Below are 24,188 nucleotides of genomic sequence, written 5' to 3'. Positions count from 1 at the left end.
AGCGGGGGTCATTGGAAGGAGATTACGTCTGGAAACGCGTATTGCCCGATCAGGCAGTTGCCTCGAGAACCTCGCGGATCCGCGCTTTATAGGTTTCCAGTTTTTGTGGTGTGATCATCCGACGCTCATCATCAAGCACCATCCCACCCACATCGTCAGCAATTCTCTGTGCTGACTGTAATAACAATTTGAAGTTCTGATGCGCGTCGCCATAGCAAGGCACCATCATAAACAGCGTGATACCAGGCGTTGAGAAGTCAGACATGTTCTCCGGGTCGAAAGAACCCGGCTTAACCATGTTGGCCAGACTGAACAGAACCGGACCACTTCCCGCCGGGCTGACATGCCGGTGGAAAATGTTCATGGCACCAAACTGGAAACCGGACTGAAGCACGCTGTTGAGCAACACTTCCCCGCCGATCACACCGCCCTGATGGGCTGAGACGTGCAGTACCAGTACGGTTTCTTTCAGTTTCTCTTTCACTACAGGCTGTTCTTCGGCCAGTGCAAAAGGCGCATCGTGATGTGGTTCGGCTTTGGCAGCAGGGGCTGCATCAGCATGAATTTCTGCAGGCGGAACCGGTGCATGACGGTTGTCATCGTGCTGAGGAGAAAAATCAGCAACGGGTTCACGACGAGGAGCATCAGCCGGATCAGCCGCTGAATAACCGCTCAGCAAAGGATCGCCCTGCGGCGAAGCTGGCTGCTGGACAGGCTGACGCGGCGCAGGCGCTTGTTGCACAGGCGGGGCCTGTGGCGGACGCTGCGGCTGAGTGCGAACAGGAGCAGGTTGCTCAGGTTCGTCATATTGGCCCAGTGAAGGTTCATCCTGCGGATACGCGGGACGCACGCGCACTTCACCAACCCCGTCAACGAAATCGTCGGCAGGAGATTGCTCTCGTTCTTTTTTCACACGTTTAGCTGGACGATCGCGAAAAAGCGAAGAGCGTTCTTTACGGCTGGTCCACAAACCGTGCAACAACAACGCTATTATGGCGATCGCGCCAACAACGATTAATATCAGACGCAAATCCTGCATCATTGCTATCTCTAGGTTGTTCTAATCCATTGCCACCACGGCAAACATTCACATTTCTAACTCTATTTGCCTGAGGTGATAAGTGCAAGTCTCGGCTCTACTTTCTGCTAATAAACATGATTGAGACACCTCTTTTTGCTGCTTTTTCAACCAACGGGCAGCTAGCCAGTGTAAAATCATACCGATATGATAGCCCATGTCCTTCAACTCAGAGAGAAAATTTCGTTTATGGCATCTTCACAACGCGCTGAACAGGTTAATGGCGTGCACTATTTCAGCCGCGGCTGGTCACTGATCTCCCTTCCCGGTATCCGCCGTTTTGTCGTTTTACCGCTACTGGTGAATATTATTTTAATGGGCGGTGCGTTCTGGTGGCTGTTCGCGAAGCTGGGGGAATGGATACCGGCGATGATGAGCAAAATCCCGGCCTGGCTGAGCTGGCTGGATTATCTGCTGTGGCCCATCGCGGTGCTGTCGGTCCTGCTGGTGTTCAGTTATCTGTTCAGCACAATTGCCAATATTATTGCCGCACCCTTTAGCGGCCTGCTGGCTGAACAGCTCGAAGCGAGGCTGACCGGAAAAACGCTGCCCGATACCGGCATCTGGGACATCATGAAAGATCTGCCCCGCATCATGAAACGTGAATGGCAGAAATTGGCCTATTACCTGCCACGTGCCATCGTGCTGCTGGTGCTCTATTTCATCCCCGGCATCGGCCAGACGGTCGCGCCGGTACTGTGGTTTTTGTTCAGTGCCTGGATGCTGTCGATTCAGTACTGCGACTATCCGTTTGATAACCATAAAGTGAGTTTCCTCGATATGCGCCATTCGCTGGGGCGTCATAAAGTTGATAACTTACAGTTTGGTGCGCTGGTGAGCCTGTTTACGATGGTGCCGGTACTTAATCTGGTGATCCTGCCGGTGGCTGTTTGTGGCGCAACGGCAATGTGGGTTGACCGCTACCGCACGCTGCACGTGGGGGGTAATAAAGACATTTCAAACACCCGTCATCCCTGATCCTTCTTTCGCACCCGCCCTCCTTTGTGGGTGGCGGGTGTCACGTTTGTGCCCTTGTGCCTGAAACATATTTCTTAATAACATATAATATATCAATTCCTTACTTCACTGAAAAAACCGATCGCGTATGCTTTTGTGATCCTCACTATTTTCATAGTGTTGAAGGTTTCTCCAAAACGAAACGTTTCACACCGCGAACTATCCTACAGTCAAAGGCCTACAGTCAAAGGACGGGTTATGAGCAAGATCTACGAAGACAATTCATTAACAATCGGCCACACGCCGCTGGTTCGTCTGAACCGTATTGGCAATGGTCGTATTCTGGCTAAGGTCGAATCCCGTAACCCGAGCTTCAGCGTTAAGTGCCGTATCGGCGCGAACATGATTTGGGAAGCTGAGAAAAGCGGCATCCTGACCAAAGACAAAGAACTGGTTGAACCGACCAGCGGTAATACCGGGATCGCACTGGCTTATGTAGCCGCCGCACGGGGATATAAATTAACCCTGACGATGCCTGAAACCATGAGCGTTGAACGTCGCAAACTGCTTAAAGCATTGGGTGCCAATCTGGTGCTGACCGAAGGCGCCAAAGGCATGAAAGGCGCCATCGCGAAGGCAGAAGAGATCCAGGCCAGCGACCCGCAGCGTTATTTAATCCTTCAGCAGTTCAGCAATCCTGCTAACCCTGCCATTCACGAAAAAACCACTGGCCCTGAGATCTGGGAAGATACCGATGGTGACGTGGATGTGTTTATTGCGGGAGTCGGTACGGGCGGTACGCTCACAGGGGTTGGCCGCTATCTGAAAGGCAAAAAAAGCAGCATCACCTTGGTCGCCGTGGAACCGACCGATTCACCGGTCATCACTCAGGCGCGCAATGGCGAAGAAATCAAACCTGGCCCGCACAAAATCCAAGGTATCGGCGCAGGCTTCATTCCGGGTAATCTGGATTTGACCCTGATTGACCGCGTATCCCTCATCACGAATGATGAATCGATCAGCATGGCACGCCGCCTGATGGAAGAAGAAGGCATTCTGGCGGGGATCTCTTCAGGTGCCGCCGTGGCTGCCGCCGTAAAATTATCCGAAGAACCTGAGTTCACAGATAAAAATATCGTCGTTATCCTGCCTTCTTCCGGTGAACGCTATCTGAGTACCGCATTGTTTGCAGATTTGTTTACTGAAAAAGAATTGCAACAATAATGCCACATATCTGAAAACGGCATGTAATTGGTTAATAAAGCACCCAAGTGGGTGCTTTTTTGTGGGCTACATCAAACTTTACACCACTCTATGATTGATTTTAGTCGCCAGGTTTAGTATTTAACCGTTCAATTATTTCGGTGCGCGAAATTAATCGCCTCCATAGTCGCCTCACGCTGAATCGATTTACCGATTTGTTACATGAGGGAAAAAGACGGCATAATGGGGAGATAACAGAAAAGCCTAGATCTAGGGCAAAGAGTTTTATCGCTGAGTGCGCTATTTTCTCTTTTCTGTTGCATACGAACCTGCCCCTGAACCATAGTCAGGCGCTAATCTCTACAGGCTAAAGTGAAGCCAATACGCTAAACTTTAGCTCCACAACATTACTTTAATAAGTTGGGGAAACAACAATGTTCCAGCAAGAAGTTACTATCACTGCACCTAATGGTCTTCACACTCGCCCTGCTGCACAATTCGTGAAAGAAGCGAAAGGCTTCGAATCCGACATCACCGTGACTTCTAACGGTAAAAGTGCCAGCGCAAAAAGCCTTTTCAAACTGCAAACTTTGGGTCTGACTCAGGGCACAGTGGTCACGCTCTCTGCAGAAGGTACAGATGAGCAGAAAGCCGTTGAACACTTGGTAAAACTGATGGCAGAGCTTGAGTAACTAGCCCGGTCTTAATAGTTTAAACCAGTCAAGAGAAAGGTAGGGTTATGATTTCAGGCATTTTAGTATCTCCCGGTATCGCTTTCGGCAAAGCACTTCTGTTGAAAGAAGATGAGATTGTCATCAACCAGAAAAAAATCTCTCCTGAAGAAGTTGATCAGGAAGTTGAACGTTTCCTGACTGGCCGTGCGAAAGCATCTGCTCAGTTGGAAGTGATCAAGACCAAAGCCGGTGAGACCTTCGGTGAAGAGAAAGAAGCCATCTTCGAAGGCCACATTATGTTGTTGGAAGACGAAGAGCTTGAGCAAGAAATCATAGCCCTCATCAAAAAAGAACATAATTCCGCCGACGCGGCAGCCTACTCCATCATGGAAGAGCAGGCTAAATCACTCGAAGATCTCGATGATGAATACCTGCGTGAACGTGCAGGTGACATGCGTGACATTGGCAAACGTCTGGTTCGCAACATTTTGAACATGCCGATTGTTGATCTGGGCTCCATTCAGGATGAAGTGATCCTGGTGGCGACCGACCTGACTCCGTCAGAGACCGCACAGCTGAACCTGAATAAGGTGCTCGGCTTTATTACTGATTTGGGTGGCCGAACTTCTCACACCTCAATCATGGCCCGCTCACTGGAACTGCCTGCTATCGTAGGTACCAGTAACGTGACCAAACAAGTCAAAAACGGTGACTATCTGATCCTCGATGCCGTGAACAATAAAATCTACGTCAACCCGACGCCGGATATTATTGACGAACTGAAAGCCGTCCAGAATCAGTACATCGCAGAGAAAGACGAACTGACCAAACTGAAAGACTTGCCGGCTATCACGCTGGATGGTCATCAAGTTGAAGTTTGCGCCAACATCGGTACCGTGCGCGACGTCGATGGTGCAGAGCGCAATGGTGCCGAAGGCGTCGGCCTGTATCGCACAGAATTCCTGTTCATGGACCGTGAAAGCCTGCCTACCGAAGACGACCAGTTTAAGGCGTATAAAGCCGTTGCTGAAGCAATGGGCTCTCAGGCTGTTATCGTACGTACCATGGACATCGGTGGTGACAAAGACCTGCCGTACATGAACCTGCCAAAAGAAGAGAACCCGTTCCTGGGCTGGCGTGCAATCCGCATCTGTTTGGACCGTAAAGAAATTCTTCACGCCCAGCTGCGCGCGATTTTACGTGCCTCTGCCTTCGGAAAACTGCGCATCATGTTCCCGATGATCATTTCTGTAGAAGAAGTGCGTGAACTGAAAGCAGAACTTGAATTGCTGAAAACGCAGCTGCGCAACGAAAGCAAAGCGTTTGATGAAAGCATTGAAGTTGGCGTGATGGTTGAAACTCCTGCTGCGGCAGTGATTGCTCACCATCTGGCGAAAGAGGTTGATTTCTTCAGCATCGGTACTAACGATTTGACCCAATATACCTTGGCTGTCGATCGCGGTAATGAGCTGATCTCTCATCTTTACAACCCAATGTCACCTTCTGTACTGAGTTTAATTAAGCAAGTCATTGACGCATCTCATGCTGCCGGTAAATGGACAGGCATGTGCGGTGAGCTTGCCGGTGACGAACGTGCTACACTTCTTCTATTGGGCATGGGCTTAGATGAGTTCAGCATGAGTGCTATCTCTATCCCGCGCATCAAGAAAATTATTCGCAATACAAACTTCGAAGATGTGAAAGCGCTGGCAGATCAGGCCCTGGCCCAACCTACGGCGCAAGAGTTGATGAACCTGGTTAACAAGTTCATTGAAGAAAAAACACTCTGCTAATTGCGCGACGCTGGAAAGCTGCCCAAATAATTGCTTAGGAGAAGATCATGGGTTTGTTTGATAAACTGAAATCATTAGTTTCTGATGATAAAAAAGATGTTGGCACTATTGAAATCGTAGCGCCAATTTCTGGTGAAATTGTCAATATTGAAGATGTTCCTGACGTTGTTTTCGCTGAAAAGATCGTTGGTGATGGTATTGCTATCAAACCATCTGGCAACAAAATGGTTGCTCCGGTTGATGGGACTATCGGTAAAATCTTCGAAACTAACCATGCTTTCTCAATCGAATCTGACAGCGGCATTGAGCTGTTTGTCCACTTCGGGATTGATACCGTTGAACTGAAAGGCGAAGGCTTCAAACGCATCGCTGAAGAAGGCCAACGCGTGAAGAAAGGCGATTTGATTATCGAATTTGATCTGGCCCTGCTGGAAGAGAAAGCCAAGTCTACCTTGACTCCGGTTGTCATCTCTAACATGGATGAGATCAAAGAGCTGATTAAACTCACTGGTAGTGTGACTGTTGGCGAAACGCCGATTATCCGTATCAGAAAGTAATTTGCTTAACGATAATAAGTAAAAAAACGGCGCTGATAAGCGCCGTTTTTTATTGCCCCTAAAAAACTTATTTCACATAAACACAACGCTCATGTCGCATCAAATTTTCCAGTGTGGCACTTGCAGGCTGATCACCAGGCCATGCGGCTCCGCGTTCCGGGCTTCAACTTTCCCCTCGTGCGCCAGCATCACTTTACGGGTGATCGCCAGACCTAAACCATAACCCTTACCTGACAGTGGCGACTTCACGCGAACGAATGGATCGAAAATGCTGGAAAGCTTATCCTCTTCAACACCCGGCCCCTGATCTTCCACGTCAATATTCAGCCTTTGATCAACCTGCGTTAGAGACACGGTCACAGTCTGTCCACGGGCAGAGAAACGCAGTGCATTGCGAACGACATTATCCACCGCCCGGCGCATCAGCTCCGCATTGCCTTTTACCGTATAGTCCGTCGGCTCTGGCCCATCAGGTTTGAGCAGAATTTCCACCCCCGGTAACTGGGCTTCATATCTGGCGTCATTAACGACAGCCTCCACCAGCCCGTACAGATCGAAATACTCTTCGTCCGGCATTTTGCTGTTTTCAGCCCGCGATAGCGCCAGCAATTCACCGATCATTTTATCGAGGCGGCCCGCCTCGTGTTCAATACGCTGTAGCGATGTTTCGACGTTAAGCGGGTTCTGACGCGCTAACCCAATCGCCAACTGCAAACGGGCCAGAGGTGAGCGTAGCTCGTGTGAGACATCGTGCAGGAGCTCCTCACGGGCCTTAACCAGCACCTGAAGACGCTCAGCCATGGAATCGAAGTCACGGGCAACATCAGAGAGCTCATCGTGTCGCTTGCCCATGCTGGAAAAGAGCCGCACAGAGAGATCGCCCTGCGCCACTCGGCCAAAGGCCCTGCGCATCTGCAACATCGGGCGCGTCAGGTTCCACGCAAGCACGGCGCTGAATAACAATCCGCCTAACCCCCCGATCCACAGCAATGGCGTGGGAATGTTGAGCATATGTTCACGGCGCTTAGGCCGGTACTCACTCATCAGGCCTGCGACGTCATAACGCAGACGATAACCCTGCCCTTTCGGCCCCTGAACAAACTCCACAATTTCTTTTGGGATCTTGCCCGGTTCAAGTGCTTTCATGGTGTCGCCCTCTGCAGGCACCATGGACGTTGTCACGGAGAAATATTGGCGGTCAGCGTCCGGCCAGTCTGCCATCATCGCGTCAAGCGCAGGCATTCCCCCGGAACGTAACGTAGAAACGGCAGAGGTAATTTGCAGTTTTACAAAACGCCGCGCGATACCGCTTTCAGGCGGCTCGTGGTGATTATAAAAAGTGAAAACCACCCAGAGAACCTGGGTGATAGCGATAAACGTGAACCAGAATCCGAACAGGATTTTCCAGAATAGCCTTCCTCGAAGGCGTTTACCTGATGCGATAGCCAATACTTCTTACCGTTTCAATAGTCAGGATATCGCCGCCTTCGAGCGACGCCAGTTTCTGGCGGATGTTGCTGATGTGCACATCGATACTGCGGTCATAGGCTTCACGCGGACGACCCAATCCCTTTTCCGATAACTCATCTTTGGACACCACTCGCTCAGGCGCGCGCAGCAAAAGTTCCAGCAGGTTAAATTCAGACGCAGTCAGGTCAAACAGCGCACCGCGCCATTCGCTGCTGCGGGTCGCCGGGTTAAGCGTCAGATCGCCATAGTTAACCGTTGAAGAGTCGGACGGCGCTTCCTGCTGCTCTTCCACACGGCGAAGCACGGCACGCAGACGCGCCACCAGTTCACGCGGATAACAAGGCTTAGGCATGTAATCGTCAGCGCCCATTTCCAATCCAATCACGCGGTCGATATTGTCGCCCTTGGCGGTCAGCATGATGATCGGCAGACGGCTGTTTTTACGTACCTGTCGCAGCACGTCGATACCGCTCATGTCAGGCAGCATAATGTCGAGGATCATCGCGGAATAATCGCCGGACATCGCCCCGTCCACACCGGCTTTACCGGTCAGCACCAGCGATGCGTTGAAACCTTCGGCTATCAGGTATTCGCTGAGCATGGTACCCAGTTCGAGATCGTCATCGACTAACAAAATTTTCATCATTTATTTCCGCCTAACTGAATTCTGGTCATTTTTACCCCTAACCCGGTTACGTGCAGCCGCTTTTACTCTAATTTTACACTCTGTCTGTAGAGAGTAGCTGATGCCAGAGAGTCAGACATCAAAAACGCCGGTAGATAAATACCGGTCGCCGCGGTCACAGATAATGGCAACCACCACGCTTGCGGGGTTATCCCGCGCAACGCGTATCGCACCCGCAACGGCACCGCCGGAGCTGACGCCGCAGAAGATCCCCTCTTCACGTGCCAGCGCGCGCATGGTCTCTTCGGCTTCTGTTTGGCCCATATCAATCACATCATCTACCAGATCAGCCTGGAAAATCCTTGGCAGATACTCCTGCGGCCAGCGGCGGATGCCCGGAATGCTGCTGCCCTCCGAAGGCTGTAGCCCAATAATGTTTATTGCGGCGTTTTGCGTGCGTAGAAAGCGGCTGACGCCGGTGATGGTACCGGTGGTTCCCATGCTCGAAACGAAATGGGTGATGCGACCCTGTGTCTGCCGCCAGATTTCAGGACCGGTGGTGGTGAAGTGCGCCAGCGGGTTATCCGGATTATTAAACTGATCAAGGACTTTACCCTGCCCCTGTTTTTCCATCTCCAGTGCCAGATCCCGTGCGCCTTCCATCCCTTGCGCACGGCTGACCAGCAACAGTTCGGCGCCGTAAGCACGCATCGACGCCTGCCGCTCCAGACTCATGTTTTCGGGCATCAGCAGTTTCAGTTTGTAGCCTTTGAGCGCAGCAATCATCGCCAGCGCAATACCGGTATTGCCACTGGTAGCTTCAATTAGCGTATCGCCGGGATGAATTTCACCGCGCTTTTCAGCCTGCTCAATCATAAACAGTGCAGCACGGTCCTTGACCGAACCCGCCGGATTATTGCCTTCCAGTTTGACCCAAATTTCGCTGTCCAGATCCTTTGACAGACGCTGTAATTTCACCAGAGGCGTATTACCGATGTAATGTTCGAGCGTGCTCACTGTAATTGCCTTATCGCTATTGGTTATAAACACCAATAAAAATTGAATAAATGAGTATCAGACGATAAAAAGGGCGACTCGCAGACCGCCCTTTCTCTCTAACCGTTAAAACAAAGTCGTACCCGTTAAAATAATATCCCCGCTAAAAGCTATCAGGCACTCTTCGCCAGTGCAACGGGTTGAAGCTGATCGTCGCCGGAGTACAGACGCCCGTTAAGTCCCCCGACGTAAAAACGATCGCCACGAACCGGGGTGGACTGGCCGTTGAAGTCCGACAGTACCACTGACAGAGGCTCATCATGCCAGCCTTCAGCCTGTACAATAAGCTGCCAGAAGTGACCACGCGGGCTGACTTCCAGCACTTTCACCGGCAGCGGACAACGTGCGTTACTTTGTGAGGTGATCTCCATTTCCCACGGACGCAGGAACAGATCCACCGGCCCCTGATGCAGCGGAGGATTATCCAGCGACCAGTGATAATCGGCCACATAAAGTTGTGAACCGCGGATCTCACCGCCAATTTTATTTACTTCGCCCATAAATTCGAGCACGAAGCGGGTCGCAGGATCACGCCAGATCTCCTGCGGCGTGCCGACCTGCTCAATATTGCCCTGACTCATGACCACCACCCGATCAGCGACTTCCATCGCCTCTTCCTGGTCGTGGGTCACGAACACGCTGGTGAACTTCAGCTCTTCATGCAATTGACGCAGCCAGCGGCGCAACTCTTTACGCACCTGCGCATCCAGCGCCCCAAAGGGCTCATCCAGCAGCAGAATTTGCGGTTCAACGGCCAGCGCACGTGCCAGCGCGACACGCTGTTTCTGCCCGCCGGAAAGCTGAGCAGGAAAGCGGTTTGCGAGATGAGCGAGCTGGACCATCTCCAGCAGCTTGGTGACTTTTTGTTTAATGACTTCTGCGTTCGGGCGTTCACGGCGCGGCAGCACGGTCAGACCAAAAGCAATATTGTCGAACACAGTCATATGGCGGAAGAGCGCGTAATGCTGGAACACAAAACCGACCTGACGATCGCGGGCATGGACACGCGTGACGTCTTTGCCATGAAAACTCAGCTGACCGGCGTTCTGGTTTTCCAGACCGGCGATAATGCGCAGCAGCGTGGTTTTCCCCGAGCCGGAAGGCCCGAGCAGCGCCACCATCTCTCCGGAAGCAATATCGAGCGAGATATCATTAAGCACTTTCGTGCGGCCGAAATATTTGTTGATACCGTTAATTTCAATGCTCATTGCTTTCCTCCCGCTCAAGACGGTCATTTTGGCGCTTCAAACGCCATTGCAGGCCGCTTTTCAGAAATAAGGTCACTATCGCCATCAGGGTCAACAGCGCGGCGGCGGTAAACGCACCGGCGGTGTTGTAATCCTGATGCAATAATTCCACTTGCAGCGGCAGCGTGTAGGTTTCACCGCGAATAGCCCCGGACACCACCGACACTGCGCCAAACTCACCGATGGCACGCGCGTTGGTCAGCACCACGCCGTAAAGCAGCGCCCAGCGAATATTCGGCAACGTGACACGGCGGAACATCTGCCAGCCAGAGGCTCCCAGTAACACCGCCGCTTCATCTTCATGGCTGCCCTGACTGAGCATCACCGGTACCAGTTCACGGATGACGAATGGACAGGTCACGAATACCGTCACCATCACCATGCCCGGCCACGCAAACATAAACTGGATGTTGTGCGCATCCAGCCAGCCGCCCAGCGGGCCATTGGTACCGTAAAAAAGTAAATAAAGCAGCCCCGCGACCACCGGCGATACTGCAAAAGGAATGTCAATCAGCGTCAGCAACAGCTGGCGACCAGGGAAATCAAAGCGCGCCACCAGCCAGGCCAGCAGCGTGCCGAAAATAAGGTTAACCGGCACGGTGATCAGTGCCATTAACACGGTCAGCCAGATCGAATGCAGCATGTCGGAGTCAGACAGATTCTTCCATACCGCCGCAATGCCATCAGAAAGCGCCAACACAAAAATGCTGATCATTGGCACCACCAGCAGCAGCAGACAGATCAACATGCCGGTACCGATTAATAACCATTTCATCCAGTCGATGCGCTGACGCGTTTGACCTGCAAAAGCCGGAATATCAGACATCAGTGACCTCCAAGACGACGGCCATAGCGGCTTTGTAAGGTATTGATCGCAAAAAGCAGTAATAACGACGCAGCCAGAATGACAGAAGCAATGGCGCTGGCGGCAGGGAAATCAAACTCCTGCAAACGGATGAAAATCATCAGTGAAGTGACTTCGGTTTTCCAGGCAAGATTTCCGGCGATGAAAATCACCGCACCAAACTCGCCCAGGCTGCGCGTGAACGAAAGTGCCGTGCCCGCCATAAGCGAAGGCATAACTTCCGGCAATACCACACGGCAGAAACTCTGCCAGCGGGATGCCCCGAGCGTTTCAGCGGCTTCTCCATATTCCGGCCCCAATTCTTCCAGCACCGGCTGCACTGTGCGAACCACAAAAGGAATACTGGTAAACGCCATCGCCACCGCTATGCCGAGCCAGGTATAAGAAACCTTGATATCAAAATGCGCCAGCCACTGGCCGTAAAAGCCGTTGACCGAGAACAAACCGGCCAGCGTCAGACCCGCCACCGCCGTCGGTAAAGCAAAAGGTAAATCCATCAGGCCATCGAGCAGGCTTTTGCCCGGAAACTCATAGCGGGTCAGGATCCAGGCCATCAGCATGCCGAAGAAACAGTTAAAAATACTGGCGACACCCGCAGAGAGCAGCGTCACTTTATAAGCGGCAATCACCTGATCATTGGTGACCACCGCCCAATACTGGGCCAGCGTCATTTGCGACAGCTGCATCACCAGCGCACTGAGCGGCAGCAGCAGCACCAGACAGACGAACAGCAGGCTGCTGCCGAGGCTCAGGGTGAAGCCAGGAAGTACGCGTTTGCTCGACAACAACATTACTTGTGACCTTGCTCTAACAGTTTGTCCAGCTCACCGCCGGTACTGAAATGGGTGTTCATCACTTGCGGCCAGCCGCCAAACTGATCTTCAACTTTGAATAATTTGGTGTCCGGGAAATGCCCTTTCGCGGCTGCCATCGCGTTTTTATCGTAAACACGATAGTTAAAACTGGTAATAATCTGCTGCGCTTGCGGGCTCCACAAATAGTTCAGGTAATCTTTCGCCGCTTTTTCGGTGCCGTTTTTCTCAACATTTTTATCGACCCAGGCGACCGGAAACTCCGCCAGAATATCGACCGGCGGCACGATCACTTCGTACTTGTCATCGCCGTACTGCTTACTGATATTATTCACTTCAGATTCAAAACTGATCAGAACATCGCCGAGGCCACGCTCAACAAACGTGGTGGTTGCGCCACGGCCGCCGGTGTCGAACACTTCGACATTTTTCAGCAGGCTGGCCATCTTGGCGCGGGTTTTATCCTGACTGCCGCCGTCTTCCTGATTAAACGCACCCCAGGCACCGAGATAGGTATAACGACCATTGCCGGAAGTTTTTGGATTCGGGAACACCAGTTTGACATCAGAACGGGTCAGGTCGTCCCAGGTGTGGATGTTCTTCGGGTTCCCTTTTCTCACCAGAAACGCCATGGTCGAGTAGAAAGGTGAACTGTTGTTCGGTAACCGGCTCTGCCAGTCGGCGGGAATAAGATTGCCGCGATCGTGCAATATTTGCACATCGGTCACCTGGTTGTAGGTCACCACGTCAGCTTTCAGTCCCTGCAAAATAGCTAATGCCTGTTTGGAGGAGCCGGCGTGAGACTGTTTGATCTCCAGCTTGTCGCCGCCGTTCTGCTCGGCCCACTGTTTCTGGAAAGGAGGGTTGAGCGCTGCAAACAGCTCACGCGACACATCATAAGAGCTGTTGAGTAATTCGGTGGCAGACGCCGCGCCGCTCGCCAGAACTAAAGCGGCAAGAGAACCTTTCAGTAATCCGTTTGTTATCCAGACAGTTTTCATGCTCAGCCTTAAATGAGGGTGACCCGGCATGGCAAGCGTTAGCCACGTAATATCACACAGTGTATTTATAACTGGCGGTCAGGCTGTAACGGTTTTATATACCGTTTGGTGATTTTCAAGCATGAAAAGCTATAAGGCATTAACAACTGCGAGGGGAAAGCGGAGAGAATATCAGACAGCACGCCCGCAAACGGGCGCGCTGAGCAGATCAGGCAGCGTGATCACAGTGCCAGAAGCTGCGTTAACGACGGTGCAAAATAGTAGCTGCCGGTTACCGGTCGGGTGAAGCGTAACATGGCATCGCGTTTGCCATCGAGATCGCCAAACATGCTGAGTAGCTGTTTCTCAATGTTCCACAAACGGGCGCAATAAGAGATGAAGTACAAGCCGTGCTCACCGCTGGCAGTGCCATATGGCAGGCTCTGGCGCAAGATTTTCAGGCCCTTGCCCTCTTCTTTGAGGTCAACGCGGCTGACGTGAGACGTATCAGGGCGGGTGTCCGGATCCAGCTCTTCGTCCGTCTGCTTGGTGCGGCCAATCACCTCTTCCTGCTGTTGCACAGAAAAACGGTTCCACTGCGTCAGGTTATGCTTCCAGCGCTGTACCATCACGTAGCTGCCACCGGCATCTGCTTCACCTTCAGGGATAATCGCCACCTGTGCGCGCGCCTCAGCTTTCGGGTTTTCGGTGCCATCAACAAAACCGCTCAGGTCACGCTCTTCAATGCCGCGGAAACCGTGGGTCTCTTCTTCAACGATGATCGATGGACCGAAAGCCGTCAGTGCGGCCTGCGCGAGGGCAAAGTTAACATCATGGCGTAATGACTGAATGTGCAGCAGCACATCGCGCTGGGTAGCTGGCGCCAGCCCTTTGCCCAATGGCACAAACGGCTTGAGCTCACCGGCCCCCAGCCCACCGGACAGATCGCGCCACACATCGTGACCAAACGCCACCACGGCCCCAAGATTTTCTTGCGGGAATTTCTGCTGCATATCGCTCAATGCAGCCGCAAACTGACGGCAGCCCTGCCGCAGGTCATCCAGTTCACCCTGAACTTTGGCCTCGATGAAAATGCCAAAACGGCAATGCTCGAGCAGAATGCCGCTCTGAACCTGATTCATGTTTTATTCCTCATAATTTTGACGCGGCTATCATAACGTAAGTCAATAAAAATGCCTTGCGCGGACGCAAGGCATTGAGGATTTATCATTGCCCCGCAAAGGGCTTTATCACAGCGAAATTACTGTGCCGGATTGGCACGCCAGATAATTTTACTGACTTTCCACTCTTTCAGGGCATCGTCTGAGGGCATCAGCTCTTCAGGGCCATGCCAGATCCCGCTGAACACGTAGGAGACATGTGTACTTTGCGGCGCCTTACATTCTACGTTTTGCGCGTCGTCACCTTTGCCTTTCTGGCAGGCGTCAAACGCCTTCGTGTAGAGGTCGCTGAATGGCGTGCCGATTTTCACACCCCAGTCGCTTTCTACTTTACTGTCTGTCACGTCAACACGCTGCACGTTGCCTTTCGGCTCGCCGCTGATGGTCATCTTGACCTCTTTGTCGTCCATCGCCTGATAGAACGCCAGCATTTTTCCGTCATTCATCGACATACCACTGCGCAGGCGATAATCGCCGTCGAGTGCATCCTTCACGCCGTCTTCCGTGAGCGGCGTGCTGGCCGAGATGTTACCCACCCCTTTGTCGGTCACTTTGGCATTACTGCCAAACCAGTTCATCGGATTCATGCTTGACCAATGTACGCTGGGCCAGGACATATTTGACATCGTCGAACAGCCGGCAAGCAGCAACGGCAAAGCCAGCAATAGTGGGCGGATCGTCATTCGTTTCACTCCTTTAATGTCCATGTCAGTCTGCCATCAGGCATCTGTTGAGATTTTGAGAAAATCCCACAACAGAATTGACTCATTGTGTCAGCGGCAGTTCGAGTCCGGATAGGCCCGAAAAGTTCAGCGGAGGGCATCAATTAGCTCTCTGCCAGCCGCTGCCCTGAATCAAAACAGGCGCGTAAACGGCGGCTGAGCAGCCAGTAAGCCAGCGCAGCGGCGTCAAGCAGCGCCAGCGCCAGATCAATCAACGAGGGCGTGTCGCTGCTTTGCCATAAGCCTAAGCCCTGCAGAGCGAAGGTCGCGAACATCCCCGTTAGTAATAGCCAGTAACCGGCCTGCCAAACGCGCGGCCAGAGATGACGGCGTCCGCTGAGCAGAAAAGCGAGCGCGGGGGGCAGCCCCAAAATAATGCCATGCCAGAAACTTTGCGTGTCCGGATAAAAGAGCTTGAGCAGATCCGTACCCTGCTCACGCGATGCAGCAGCCATCACAAACAACAGCCAGGTCCGCGCCTGCAAAATCAAAATGGTCCAGAACCACAGCGGCAACCGCAACATGCCGTGGCTGTTATAATCATCCGGGTTCATAGCCTCAGAAAACTTCCTTCGATTCAGTGTTAAATACAAATTAACCAACCCACCTTAAGAAACCGTTAAGAACAGTCTGTTTTAATGGTCCTCAGCGCGGCAACGCACCTTAAACAGTGCCATAGTTGCTGAATTCAACCGACCCAACCTTCAAGTTTAAGGACGACCTATTATGATGAAGAAGATCACTCTGGCAACCCTCATTGCACTTTGCACCCTTCCGGCTCTCGCTCAACAGAGCGGCGGCTTTACCGGTCCTTCGGCTCAGCAACCACAAACTCAGGCGTCCAACCCACAGGGCGGATTCACCGGAACCACCGCTCTGAGCACGGTAAAAGATGCACAAAGTATGAAAGACGACCAGTGGGTGATGCTCGAAGGCTTTATCGATCAGCGCATCGACCACGATAAATACATTTTCCGCGACAACACCGGCACCCTGAATGTGGAAATTGATGGCAAACGCTGGCATGGCCAGAACGCATCGCCAAAAGATAAGGTGCGCATTGAAGGGAAAGTGGATAAAGACTGGAACTCTGTGGAAGTGGATGTGAAATCCGTCAGCATCATCAGGTAATCTGCTTTTCCTTCAAAGAAAAGCCCCGATGTTTCCATCGGGGCTTTTGCATTTCACGAAAGAGGCAGTTGGGAATAAATTAATATTCCTGATCTTCAATAAGCCGCTTGCCCAGTGACAACGTATCCGACACTTCATAGCCCAGCTTTTCATACATGCTGACTACCGCATCGTTTTCAGCACGCACCATTAAATTGATTTTCGGGCAGCCACGGGCAATCAATTTCTTTTCCAGACGATTGATCAACGCATTGGCGATCCCCCGCCCGCGATAATCCGGATGGACACCCAGATACCCGGCCGAGCCGCGATGGCCATCGTAGCCGCCCATCAGCGTACCCACCACTTCACCGCCCACTTCAGCCACCAGGAAAAACTCAGGGCTGTGATTAATTTTGCGCTCGATATCCAGTTCAGGATCATTCCACGGGCGCAGCAGATCGCAGCGCTCCCATAAGGTCAGTACTTCTTCGAAATCTTCTTGACGGTATACGCGAATTTCCATCACTGATCACCGCTGTCCTGTTAATAAGGTATGAGGAGTTTATTTAATTATCGCGTGATCTGCTTGATACGCAATATTAAAATCACAATTTGTGCAATTAATGACCGTCGCATCCGGCTAAATATGGCCGTTAAATTTCGTCGTAAATCATTAAACAAACGACCACTTAAGCGTGGAATTATTCATTTACGACACAAAATTCATAAACCGTAATAGTTATCAGATCGAAACTATAAAAAAGATACTCTATAACATAGAGCATTCTGCACTTTTTCTGACGGTAATGGACTGATGTTAAACCCCCTGAACAAATTTTTGCACTTCCAGCCACTGCCCGCTTCCGCTACCCGTCGCCAGTTGTTGCTCTCGGGGCTGGGTTTAGCGATTGCTGCCTTTGGTTCCCGTTCTGCCAGCGCCGCACAGCAGGAACACATCACCAAATCGGCTCCTGCCCCCAAGCCGCCAGGTTCTAAAAAACTGGTGATGATTGACCCCGGCCACGGTGGTATCGACTCCGGCGCGGTGGGACATGAAGGGTCAGAAGAAAAACATGTGGTACTGGAAATCGCCAACTATGTGCGCGAATTCCTCGGCTCGCACAGCAATATCGAAGTCAAACTCACCCGCGATGCCGATCACTTTATCCCGCTGTATCAACGTGTTGAAATTGCCCATCAGCATCAGGCCGATCTCTTTGTCTCTATTCATGCCGACGGCTACACCAGCCCGTCCGCGTCGGGAGCTTCCGTTTTCGCGCTTTCTAATCGCGGTGCCAGCAGTGCAATGGCCCGTTATATGTCGAAGAAAGAGAACGATGCTGATCTGGTCGCAGGCAAAAAAGTAGCGCAGGAAGACAATAACTATCTGCAGCAGGTGCTGTTTGATCTGGTCCAGACAGACACCATTAAAAACAGCCTGACGCTCGGCCATCACGTATTGGACCGTATCCGTCCTATACATCATCTGCACAGTGAACAGACCGAACAGGCAGCCTTCGCAGTGTTGAAATCTCCTTCTATTCCTTCAATTTTGGTGGAAACGTCTTTCATCACCAATCATCAGGAAGAACAACTGCTCAGCACCACGGCATTTCGTAAGGAGATCGCCCAGGCGATTTCACAGGGAATTGTTAATTTTTTTGGATATTTCGACGCCAACGAACGCAGGCCACGCTAAGCTGCCAACCCGAACTCAATTCACGCTATACTGATGCCCTTATTTTGATTCAGCGCCCGCAAGGTGCTGAATGTCTTTTCAGTCAACGTCTGTGAGTTTACCCGTGAGCCTACCGATACCCGATATCACTCAAGTCAAAGCCTTCCTGTTATCCCTGCAGGATCAAATCTGTCAAAAATTGGCTGCCGCTGATGGCAAAAGCCAGTTCGCCGAAGATCAGTGGGTGCGCGAAGAAGGCGGCGGTGGCCGCAGCCGGGTTCTGACCCACGGAGCGGTGTTCGAACAGGCAGGCGTTAACTTCTCCCACGTTTCGGGGGCAACGCTTCCGGCGTCCGCCACCGCGCACCGCCCGGAACTGGCAGGACGCAGTTTCCAGGCGATGGGCGTCTCACTGGTGATTCATCCGCAGAGCCCTTATATTCCGACCAGCCACGCCAACGTGCGATTCTTCATTGCAGAGAAAGCCGGAGAAGAGCCGGTATGGTGGTTTGGCGGCGGATTTGATCTCACACCGTTTTACGGTTTTGAAGACGATGCCCACCACTGGCATCTGACCGCGCAGCAGCTTTGCCAGCCGTTCGGTGACGATGTATACCCGAAATATAAAAAATGGTGCGATGACTACTTCTTTATCAAACACCGTAATGAAGCACGCGGCATCGGCGGCTTGTTCTTTGATGACTTAAATACGCCCGATTTCACCACTTGCTTTGCTTTCATGCAGGCGGTTGGAAACGGCTTTACCGACGCCTATCTGCCGATTGTCGAAAGACGCAAAGGCCTGCCGTGGGGCGAACATGAACGTCAGTTCCAGCTGTACCGCCGCGGGCGTTATGTCGAATTCAATCTGGTGTGGGATCGCGGCACGCTGTTTGGATTGCAAACCGGCGGCCGTACCGAATCGATCCTGATGTCTATGCCACCGCTGGTGCGCTGGGAATACAACTTCCAGCCTGAAACTGATAGCCAGGAAGCCGCGCTCTACCGTGATTTTCTGCCGGTACGCGACTGGCTCAGCAACGGGGAGAAAGAGTAATGCAAATCTGGGTCGATGCCGACGCCTGTCCGAACGTCATCAAAGAAGTGTTGTTCCGCGCCGCTGAACGCACCGGCATGATGGTGACGCTGGTGGCAAATCAGATAATCCGTACACCGCCGTCCAAATTTCTGCGCACCCTGCGGGTGGAAGCGGGTTTTGACGTCGCCGATAACGAGATCGTCAGGCGTACAGAGCCGGGTGATTTGGTGATCACTGCAGATATTCCACTGGCTGCCGAAGTGATTGAAAAAGGGGGCGTAGCGCTTAACCCGCGCGGCGAACGCTACACCACAGAAACAATTAAAGAACGCCTGAATATGCGCGACTTTATGGACACCATGCGCGCCAGTGGTGTGCAAACCGGCGGGCCGCCGACGCTCAACCAGCGCGACCGCCAACAATTCGCCAATGAGCTGGATAAATGGCTGCAACAGGCCAAAAAATAAATCCCGCCAGGCAGCCAAAACCGACGTACCACTACATTGATTAAAGGAATATGAAATGGTTAAAAAAATCATTCTGGATTGCGATCCGGGACATGACGATGCTATCGCTATGCTGCTGGCACACGGAAACCCGGAAATCGAGTTACTGGCGGTAACCACAGTGGTGGGTAACCAGACGCTGGAAAAAGTCACCCGCAATGCACTGGCTGTGGCCCGCGTAGCGAATATCACCGGCGTACCTTTTGCCGCTGGTGCCACCCGCCCGCTGGTACGTCCTGTGGAAATTGCCGATACCATTCATGGTGATTCAGGCTTAGACGGCCCGATACTTCCGCAGCCCACCCTGACACTGGAACCTGTTCACGCCATAGATCTGATTATTGATTTAATCATGTCGCATCCGCCAAAAACCATCACGCTGGTCCCGACCGGTGGGCTGACTAACATCGCCATGGCGGTGCGTAAAGAGCCCCGGATTGTCGAGCGGGTAAAAGAAGTGGTACTGATGGGGGGAGGTTACCACGTAGGTAACTGGAGCGCCGTAGCCGAATTTAATATCAAGATTGACCCAGAAGCCGCGCATATCGTGTTCAACGAAAAATGGCCGCTGACCATGGTTGGTTTAGACCTCACTCATCAGGCGCTTGCGACTCCTGAAGTCAAAGCCCGAATTGCCGCCATCGGTACCCGTCCGGCGAAGTTCGTTACCGAGCTGTTGGAATTCTTCAGCCTGACTTATAAAAAATGCCAGGGTTTTGACTCCCCGGCGATACATGACCCCTGCGCAGTGGCCTATGTTATCGACCCAAATGTCATGACCGTACTCAAAGTGCCGGTAGACATTGAACTGACCGGCACCCTGACGTTGGGTATGACAGTGGCCGATTTCCGCGCCCCGCCGCCAGCGGATTGCCACACACAGGTCGCTGTGACTCTCGATCATCAGCGTTTCTGGGACTTAATCATCGATGCGCTGGAGCGCATTGGTGAAGTGAAATTCTGAGACAATATTCGTAAAAAATGGGCGCCGAAACGGCGCCCATTATCATGTTGTCACAGCGTAATGCTCACATTCATAAAGGTTCGGTTTGCGCCTCCACGACGGCCAGCGCCACCATATTGACGATGCGACGCACGGAGGCGATCGGCGTCAGAATATGTACCGGTTTTGACACTCCCATCAGCACCGGCCCGACGGTAACCCCTTCAGAACTGGACACCCGCAACAGGTTATAACTGATACGAGCCGCTTCCATGTTAGGCATGATGAGGATATTGGCCGCTCCTTTCAGCGGGCTATCGGGCATGATGTCCTGACGGATACTTTCCACCAGCGCAGCATCACCGTGCATCTCACCGTCAATTTCAAGGTCGGGTGCCATCTGATTCACCAGTTCCAGCGCTCTGCGCATTTTACGCGCCGCCGGGCAATCTGAAGTGCCAAAACTGGAGTGCGACAGCAGTGCCACTTTCGGCTCTATACCGAAGCGGCGTACCGTTTCTGCCGCCATCAGGGTGATGTCAGCCAGTTGTTCCGGCGTCGGGTCATCGTTGACGTAGGTATCGGCAATAAACGTATTCCCGCTCGGCAGCAGTAAAGCATTCATGGCACCGGCCACGCTAACCCCTTCGCGGAAACCAAAGACCTTTTCCACCACGTCATAATGCTCATGGTAAGTGCCGATGGTGCCGCAAATCATCGCATCCGCCTCACCGCGTAACAGCATGATGGCGGCAATCAGCGTTGGGTTACCAATGACTGCCCGGCGCGCCTGCTCTTGTGACACACCCCGGCGCTTCATTAGCTCGTAATATTCGCGCCAGTATTCATTAAAGCGCGGATCGGATTCGTTGTTTACTACCTCAAAATCCTTGCCTGCCTGAATCTGTAATCCCAGCTTTTTAAGACGCATATCGATAACGCTCGGACGCCCGACAAGAATGGGTTTCGCCAGCCCCAGCGTCACCAGTTCCTGCGTGGCCTGCAGCACCCGCTCCTCTTCTCCCTCCGCCATAACGATGCGTTTGGCGTCCTTTTTGGCCTGAGAAAAAATCGGCTTCATAAACAGATTGGTTTTGTAGATAAACTCGGACAGTTTTTCGACATAGGCATCAAAATCTTTGATGGGCCTTGTCGCCACGCCGGAGTCCATCGCGGCTTTCGCCACCGCAGGCGCAATTTTCACGATTAAACGCGGGTCAAAAGGCTTTGGAATCAGGTATTCGGGCCCGAAAGAGAGTTCCTCTTCGCCATAAGCCGAAGCCACAACGTCGCTCTGTTCGGCCATTGCAAGATCGGCAATCGCATGAACGCAGGCCAGCTTCATCTCTTCGTTAATGACCGTCGCACCGACATCCAGCGCACCACGGAACAGGAACGGGAAGCACAGCACGTTATTGACCTGATTGGGGTAATCGGAGCGCCCGGTGCAAATAATAGCGTCAGGACGAACCGCTTTGGCAAGCGGCGGTAAAATCTCGGGTTCAGGGTTAGCCAGCGCCAGAATCAGCGGGCTTTTCGCCATGAGCTTTACCATCTCCTGCGTCAGCACGCCGGGGCCGGAACAGCCGAGGAAAATATCCGCATCAGCAATAACGTCCGCCAGGGTGCGCTGACCGTTATCTTCAATGGCGTAGGCCGCTTTAGTTTCTGCCATGTTCTCTTCACGGCCTTTATAAATCACACCGCGTGAATCGCAGGCAACAATGTTGTGAGCCTTCAGACCCAGCGCCACCAGTAAATTGAGGCAAGCAATGGCCGCCGCACCGGCGCCTGATACCACCAGCCGCACGTCGGAAATACTTTTCCCGACCACGCGCAGACCGTTTAGCACCGCCGCCGTACAGATGATCGCCGTACCGTGCTGGTCATCGTGGAAGACCGGGATCTTCATGCGCTCACGCAGTTTTTGCTCAATGTAAAAACATTCAGGGGCTTTGATGTCTTCAAGATTAACGCCGCCGAACGTCGGTTCCAGCGAGGCAATAATGTCGATGAGCTTATCGGGATCCAGTTCATCGATTTCGATATCAAATACGTCAATGCCCGCAAATTTCTTAAACAGCACGCCCTTGCCTTCCATCACCGGCTTACCCGCCAGTGCGCCAATGTTACCCAGGCCAAGCACCGCCGTGCCGTTGGAAATCACCGCCACCAGATTGCCCTTGGCCGTGTATTTGTAGGCTGCCAGCGGGTCTTTCTGAATTTCCAGACAAGGAGCCGCGACACCCGGAGAATAGGCCAGCGCCAGATCACGCTGGGTAGCGAGCGGTTTGGTTGGGGAGACCTGAATTTTTCCCGGTACCGGGAACTCATGGAAGTCGAGCGCACTTTGCTTGAGTTGTTCGTCCATCGTAGGGTCCTTTTTTGTTTTTGTAGGGGAACAAGGAAGGTTGTTAGTCACCTTTCACGCTATTAAGTATAGAGAACCTGCCACGCCAAACCATGAAGCACGACCAAAACTGGCGCGTTACATCGATTAATTTTCATTCGCGGAAGACGTCTCGCAAATTTTGACTAAGCTTAAAGTTCCCTCTTGCGCAACTCAGGCTGAAAGCTCAGCCTTGCGTAGGCTTTTGCGTTCTCATTGCTCTCACCCATTACAACAATCAGAAATAGCGCATTCAAATTGTTAACAGAATGATGCAGGGTAAGAGCCCTACGAAAAGAGTCGAACGGCCATATTGCTGTATCGTTTTTTCTTGCTAAGGAGAATTGGAATGAACCAGTTAGACGCCCTCAAAAAGCTGACTACCGTCGTTGCCGACAGCGGTGACATTGAATCTATCCGTCATTTCGAACCTCAAGATGCCACCACCAACCCTTCCCTGATCCTTAAAGCTGCCGGTTTGCCTCAGTATCAGGGACTGATCAAAGACGCGCTGGAGTACGCCCGCAAGCAGGGTGGCAGCAAAGAGACACAGGTGATCAATGCCAGTGACCGTCTGGCCGTCAATATCGGTCTGGAAATTCTGAAAAGCGTCCCAGGCCGTATTTCGACCGAAGTCGATGCCCGGATGTCATTTGACCGCGAGCAGTGCCTCGCCAAAGCCCGCAAACTGATTGCCATGTACAAAGAGCAGGGCGTGGATAAATCACGCATCCTGATCAAACTGGCGTCAACCTGGGAAGGCATTAAAGCCGCCGAGGAACTGGAGAAAGAAGGCATCAACTGTAACCTGACGCTGCTGTTCTCCTTTGCTCAGGCGCGTGCCTGCGCCGAAGCGGGTGTCTATCTCATCTCCCCTTTCGTCGGGCGCATCTATGACTGGTACAAAGCCAAAGAACCCGCCGCAGAATATAACGTGGAAAAAGATCCGGGCGTGAAGTCTGTCCGCGACATTTACGAATATTACAAATCCCACAAATATCAGACCGTGATCATGGGTGCCAGCTTCCGTAAAGTTGAACAAATTCTAGCGCTGGCAGGCTGTGATCGCCTGACCATCTCGCCAAACCTGCTGGAAGAACTCAAAACCAGTCATGAGCCGGTGGAACGAAAACTACAGACATCCACCAAAGGCCTCAAACAACCTGCCCCACTCAAAGAAGCCGAGTTCCGCTGGGAGCATAATCAGGATCCGATGGCCGTTGAAAAACTGGCAGAAGGTATCCGCGCCTTCGCCGTCGACCAGCAGAAGTTGGAAGATATGCTGTCCGCCGAACTTTAA

24 protein-coding genes are annotated in these 24,188 nt (G+C 52.3%); 11 read left to right on the top strand and 13 right to left on the bottom strand.

The window, feature by feature from the left end; translation table 11 throughout:
* Positions 1–49: 49 nt before the first annotated feature.
* Positions 50–1,042: a cell division protein ZipA gene (gene zipA / locus ACZRKO_RS02110; RefSeq protein WP_463735622.1), complete on the bottom strand. Its 993-nt coding sequence runs from the start codon at positions 1,040–1,042 to the stop codon at positions 50–52.
* A 225-nt stretch (positions 1,043–1,267) separates the two neighbouring features.
* Here zipA and cysZ point away from each other — a divergent pair, with 225 nt between their 5' ends.
* From cysZ to crr, 5 genes are all read left to right on the top strand, one after another.
* Positions 1,268–2,056: a sulfate transporter CysZ gene (gene cysZ / locus ACZRKO_RS02105; RefSeq protein ID WP_463735621.1), complete on the top strand. Its 789-nt coding sequence runs from the start codon at positions 1,268–1,270 to the stop codon at positions 2,054–2,056.
* 237 nt (positions 2,057–2,293) lie between these two features.
* Positions 2,294–3,259, top strand: a complete 966-nt coding sequence (gene cysK / locus ACZRKO_RS02100; protein WP_463735620.1) for a cysteine synthase A — start codon at positions 2,294–2,296, stop codon at positions 3,257–3,259.
* A 413-nt stretch (positions 3,260–3,672) separates the two neighbouring features.
* Positions 3,673–3,930: a phosphocarrier protein Hpr gene (gene ptsH / locus ACZRKO_RS02095; RefSeq protein ID WP_463735619.1), complete on the top strand. Its 258-nt coding sequence runs from the start codon at positions 3,673–3,675 to the stop codon at positions 3,928–3,930.
* A 47-nt stretch (positions 3,931–3,977) separates the two neighbouring features.
* Entirely contained in the window at positions 3,978–5,705 is a 1,728-nt protein-coding gene (gene ptsI, locus ACZRKO_RS02090; protein ID WP_463735618.1) for a phosphoenolpyruvate-protein phosphotransferase PtsI, read from the top strand.
* A 47-nt stretch (positions 5,706–5,752) separates the two neighbouring features.
* Entirely contained in the window at positions 5,753–6,262 is a 510-nt protein-coding gene (gene crr / locus ACZRKO_RS02085; RefSeq protein WP_463735617.1) for a PTS glucose transporter subunit IIA, read from the top strand.
* Between the two features lie 99 nt (positions 6,263–6,361).
* Here the strand turns inward: crr and ACZRKO_RS02080 are convergent, their stop codons facing one another.
* The 10 genes from ACZRKO_RS02080 to ACZRKO_RS02035 all read right to left on the bottom strand — a co-directional run bounded on the left by ACZRKO_RS02080 (position 6,362) and on the right by ACZRKO_RS02035 (position 15,774).
* Positions 6,362–7,711 (bottom strand): HAMP domain-containing sensor histidine kinase, encoded by a 1,350-nt coding sequence (locus ACZRKO_RS02080; RefSeq protein ID WP_463735616.1) that lies wholly within the window; start codon positions 7,709–7,711, stop codon positions 6,362–6,364.
* The gene (locus ACZRKO_RS02075) at positions 7,692–8,375 is read right to left on the bottom strand and encodes a response regulator transcription factor (protein ID WP_463737443.1); all 684 of its coding nucleotides are present in this window, start codon (positions 8,373–8,375) and stop codon (positions 7,692–7,694) included. Before ACZRKO_RS02075 ends, ACZRKO_RS02080 begins: the two co-directional genes overlap by 20 nt.
* Positions 8,376–8,489: 114 nt before the next feature.
* The gene (cysM, locus tag ACZRKO_RS02070; RefSeq protein WP_463735615.1) at positions 8,490–9,374 is read right to left on the bottom strand and encodes a cysteine synthase CysM; all 885 of its coding nucleotides are present in this window, start codon (positions 9,372–9,374) and stop codon (positions 8,490–8,492) included.
* A 152-nt stretch (positions 9,375–9,526) separates the two neighbouring features.
* On the bottom strand, positions 9,527–10,621 hold the full coding sequence (gene cysA, locus ACZRKO_RS02065) for a sulfate/thiosulfate ABC transporter ATP-binding protein CysA (RefSeq protein ID WP_463735614.1): 1,095 nt from the start codon (positions 10,619–10,621) through the stop codon (positions 9,527–9,529).
* The gene (cysW, locus tag ACZRKO_RS02060; RefSeq protein WP_463735613.1) at positions 10,611–11,486 is read right to left on the bottom strand and encodes a sulfate/thiosulfate ABC transporter permease CysW; all 876 of its coding nucleotides are present in this window, start codon (positions 11,484–11,486) and stop codon (positions 10,611–10,613) included. Before cysW ends, cysA begins: the two co-directional genes overlap by 11 nt.
* Positions 11,486–12,316: a sulfate/thiosulfate ABC transporter permease CysT gene (gene cysT, locus ACZRKO_RS02055; RefSeq protein ID WP_463735612.1), complete on the bottom strand. Its 831-nt coding sequence runs from the start codon at positions 12,314–12,316 to the stop codon at positions 11,486–11,488. The genes cysW and cysT overlap by 1 nt, the downstream gene beginning before the upstream one ends.
* Positions 12,316–13,338 carry a sulfate ABC transporter substrate-binding protein gene (locus tag ACZRKO_RS02050; RefSeq protein ID WP_463735611.1) on the bottom strand — a complete coding sequence of 341 codons (1,023 nt, stop codon included), beginning with the start codon at positions 13,336–13,338 and terminating at the stop codon, positions 12,316–12,318. Before ACZRKO_RS02050 ends, cysT begins: the two co-directional genes overlap by 1 nt.
* Positions 13,339–13,559: 221 nt before the next feature.
* Positions 13,560–14,459, bottom strand: coding sequence for a Dyp-type peroxidase (locus ACZRKO_RS02045; protein WP_463735610.1), 900 nt, complete (start codon positions 14,457–14,459; stop codon positions 13,560–13,562).
* Between the two features lie 119 nt (positions 14,460–14,578).
* Positions 14,579–15,181, bottom strand: coding sequence for an RpoE-regulated lipoprotein (locus ACZRKO_RS02040; protein WP_463735609.1), 603 nt, complete (start codon positions 15,179–15,181; stop codon positions 14,579–14,581).
* A gap of 143 nt (positions 15,182–15,324) precedes the next feature.
* Positions 15,325–15,774, bottom strand: coding sequence for a DUF2919 domain-containing protein (locus ACZRKO_RS02035; RefSeq protein ID WP_463735608.1), 450 nt, complete (start codon positions 15,772–15,774; stop codon positions 15,325–15,327).
* Positions 15,775–15,949: 175 nt separating this feature from the next.
* Here ACZRKO_RS02035 and ACZRKO_RS02030 point away from each other — a divergent pair, with 175 nt between their 5' ends.
* Positions 15,950–16,351 carry a YgiW/YdeI family stress tolerance OB fold protein gene (locus ACZRKO_RS02030; RefSeq protein WP_463737442.1) on the top strand — a complete coding sequence of 134 codons (402 nt, stop codon included), beginning with the start codon at positions 15,950–15,952 and terminating at the stop codon, positions 16,349–16,351.
* 79 nt (positions 16,352–16,430) lie between these two features.
* On the opposite strand, the gene ACZRKO_RS02025 is transcribed toward ACZRKO_RS02030, so the two are convergent.
* Positions 16,431–16,856 (bottom strand): GNAT family acetyltransferase, encoded by a 426-nt coding sequence (locus ACZRKO_RS02025; protein ID WP_463735607.1) that lies wholly within the window; start codon positions 16,854–16,856, stop codon positions 16,431–16,433.
* Between the two features lie 291 nt (positions 16,857–17,147).
* Between ACZRKO_RS02025 and amiA the strand changes: the two genes are divergently transcribed.
* From amiA to uriH, 4 genes are all read left to right on the top strand, one after another.
* Entirely contained in the window at positions 17,148–18,032 is an 885-nt protein-coding gene (amiA, locus tag ACZRKO_RS02020) for an N-acetylmuramoyl-L-alanine amidase AmiA (protein WP_463735606.1), read from the top strand.
* Positions 18,033–18,102: 70 nt separating this feature from the next.
* Positions 18,103–19,068, top strand: a complete 966-nt coding sequence (gene hemF / locus ACZRKO_RS02015; RefSeq protein WP_463735605.1) for an oxygen-dependent coproporphyrinogen oxidase — start codon at positions 18,103–18,105, stop codon at positions 19,066–19,068.
* Positions 19,068–19,517 (top strand): YaiI/YqxD family protein, encoded by a 450-nt coding sequence (locus tag ACZRKO_RS02010; protein WP_463735604.1) that lies wholly within the window; start codon positions 19,068–19,070, stop codon positions 19,515–19,517. Before hemF ends, ACZRKO_RS02010 begins: the two co-directional genes overlap by 1 nt.
* Before the next feature lie 55 nt (positions 19,518–19,572).
* On the top strand, positions 19,573–20,520 hold the full coding sequence (uriH, locus tag ACZRKO_RS02005) for a uridine-preferring nucleoside hydrolase UriH (RefSeq protein ID WP_463735603.1): 948 nt from the start codon (positions 19,573–19,575) through the stop codon (positions 20,518–20,520).
* 70 nt (positions 20,521–20,590) lie between these two features.
* Here uriH and maeB read toward each other — a convergent pair whose 3' ends face one another.
* Positions 20,591–22,870: an NADP-dependent oxaloacetate-decarboxylating malate dehydrogenase gene (maeB, locus tag ACZRKO_RS02000; RefSeq protein WP_463735602.1), complete on the bottom strand. Its 2,280-nt coding sequence runs from the start codon at positions 22,868–22,870 to the stop codon at positions 20,591–20,593.
* A gap of 367 nt (positions 22,871–23,237) precedes the next feature.
* On the opposite strand from maeB, the gene tal reads away from it, so the two are divergent.
* Positions 23,238–24,188 (top strand): transaldolase, encoded by a 951-nt coding sequence (gene tal, locus ACZRKO_RS01995; protein ID WP_463735601.1) that lies wholly within the window; start codon positions 23,238–23,240, stop codon positions 24,186–24,188.

This window comes from Ewingella sp. C233, from assembly GCF_055407225.1.
This window is presented reverse-complemented; position numbering and strand designations above follow the sequence as displayed.

Coding starts and splice junctions, on each gene's coding strand:
- zipA (WP_463735622.1), bottom strand. CDS start 1,042: ATGATGCAGGATTTGCGTCTGATATTAATCGTTGTTGGCGCGATCGCC.
- cysZ (WP_463735621.1), top strand. CDS start 1,268: ATGGCATCTTCACAACGCGCTGAACAGGTTAATGGCGTGCACTATTTC.
- cysK (WP_463735620.1), top strand. CDS start 2,294: ATGAGCAAGATCTACGAAGACAATTCATTAACAATCGGCCACACGCCG.
- ptsH (WP_463735619.1), top strand. CDS start 3,673: ATGTTCCAGCAAGAAGTTACTATCACTGCACCTAATGGTCTTCACACT.
- ptsI (WP_463735618.1), top strand. CDS start 3,978: ATGATTTCAGGCATTTTAGTATCTCCCGGTATCGCTTTCGGCAAAGCA.
- crr (WP_463735617.1), top strand. CDS start 5,753: ATGGGTTTGTTTGATAAACTGAAATCATTAGTTTCTGATGATAAAAAA.
- ACZRKO_RS02075 (WP_463737443.1), bottom strand. CDS start 8,375: ATGAAAATTTTGTTAGTCGATGACGATCTCGAACTGGGTACCATGCTC.
- cysA (WP_463735614.1), bottom strand. CDS start 10,621: ATGAGCATTGAAATTAACGGTATCAACAAATATTTCGGCCGCACGAAA.
- cysW (WP_463735613.1), bottom strand. CDS start 11,486: ATGTCTGATATTCCGGCTTTTGCAGGTCAAACGCGTCAGCGCATCGAC.
- cysT (WP_463735612.1), bottom strand. CDS start 12,316: ATGTTGTTGTCGAGCAAACGCGTACTTCCTGGCTTCACCCTGAGCCTC.
- ACZRKO_RS02050 (WP_463735611.1), bottom strand. CDS start 13,338: ATGAAAACTGTCTGGATAACAAACGGATTACTGAAAGGTTCTCTTGCC.
- ACZRKO_RS02045 (WP_463735610.1), bottom strand. CDS start 14,459: ATGAATCAGGTTCAGAGCGGCATTCTGCTCGAGCATTGCCGTTTTGGC.
- ACZRKO_RS02040 (WP_463735609.1), bottom strand. CDS start 15,181: ATGACGATCCGCCCACTATTGCTGGCTTTGCCGTTGCTGCTTGCCGGC.
- ACZRKO_RS02035 (WP_463735608.1), bottom strand. CDS start 15,774: ATGAACCCGGATGATTATAACAGCCACGGCATGTTGCGGTTGCCGCTG.
- ACZRKO_RS02030 (WP_463737442.1), top strand. CDS start 15,950: ATGAAGAAGATCACTCTGGCAACCCTCATTGCACTTTGCACCCTTCCG.
- ACZRKO_RS02025 (WP_463735607.1), bottom strand. CDS start 16,856: ATGGAAATTCGCGTATACCGTCAAGAAGATTTCGAAGAAGTACTGACC.
- amiA (WP_463735606.1), top strand. CDS start 17,148: ATGTTAAACCCCCTGAACAAATTTTTGCACTTCCAGCCACTGCCCGCT.
- hemF (WP_463735605.1), top strand. CDS start 18,103: ATGTCTTTTCAGTCAACGTCTGTGAGTTTACCCGTGAGCCTACCGATA.
- ACZRKO_RS02010 (WP_463735604.1), top strand. CDS start 19,068: ATGCAAATCTGGGTCGATGCCGACGCCTGTCCGAACGTCATCAAAGAA.
- uriH (WP_463735603.1), top strand. CDS start 19,573: ATGGTTAAAAAAATCATTCTGGATTGCGATCCGGGACATGACGATGCT.
- maeB (WP_463735602.1), bottom strand. CDS start 22,870: ATGGACGAACAACTCAAGCAAAGTGCGCTCGACTTCCATGAGTTCCCG.
- tal (WP_463735601.1), top strand. CDS start 23,238: ATGAACCAGTTAGACGCCCTCAAAAAGCTGACTACCGTCGTTGCCGAC.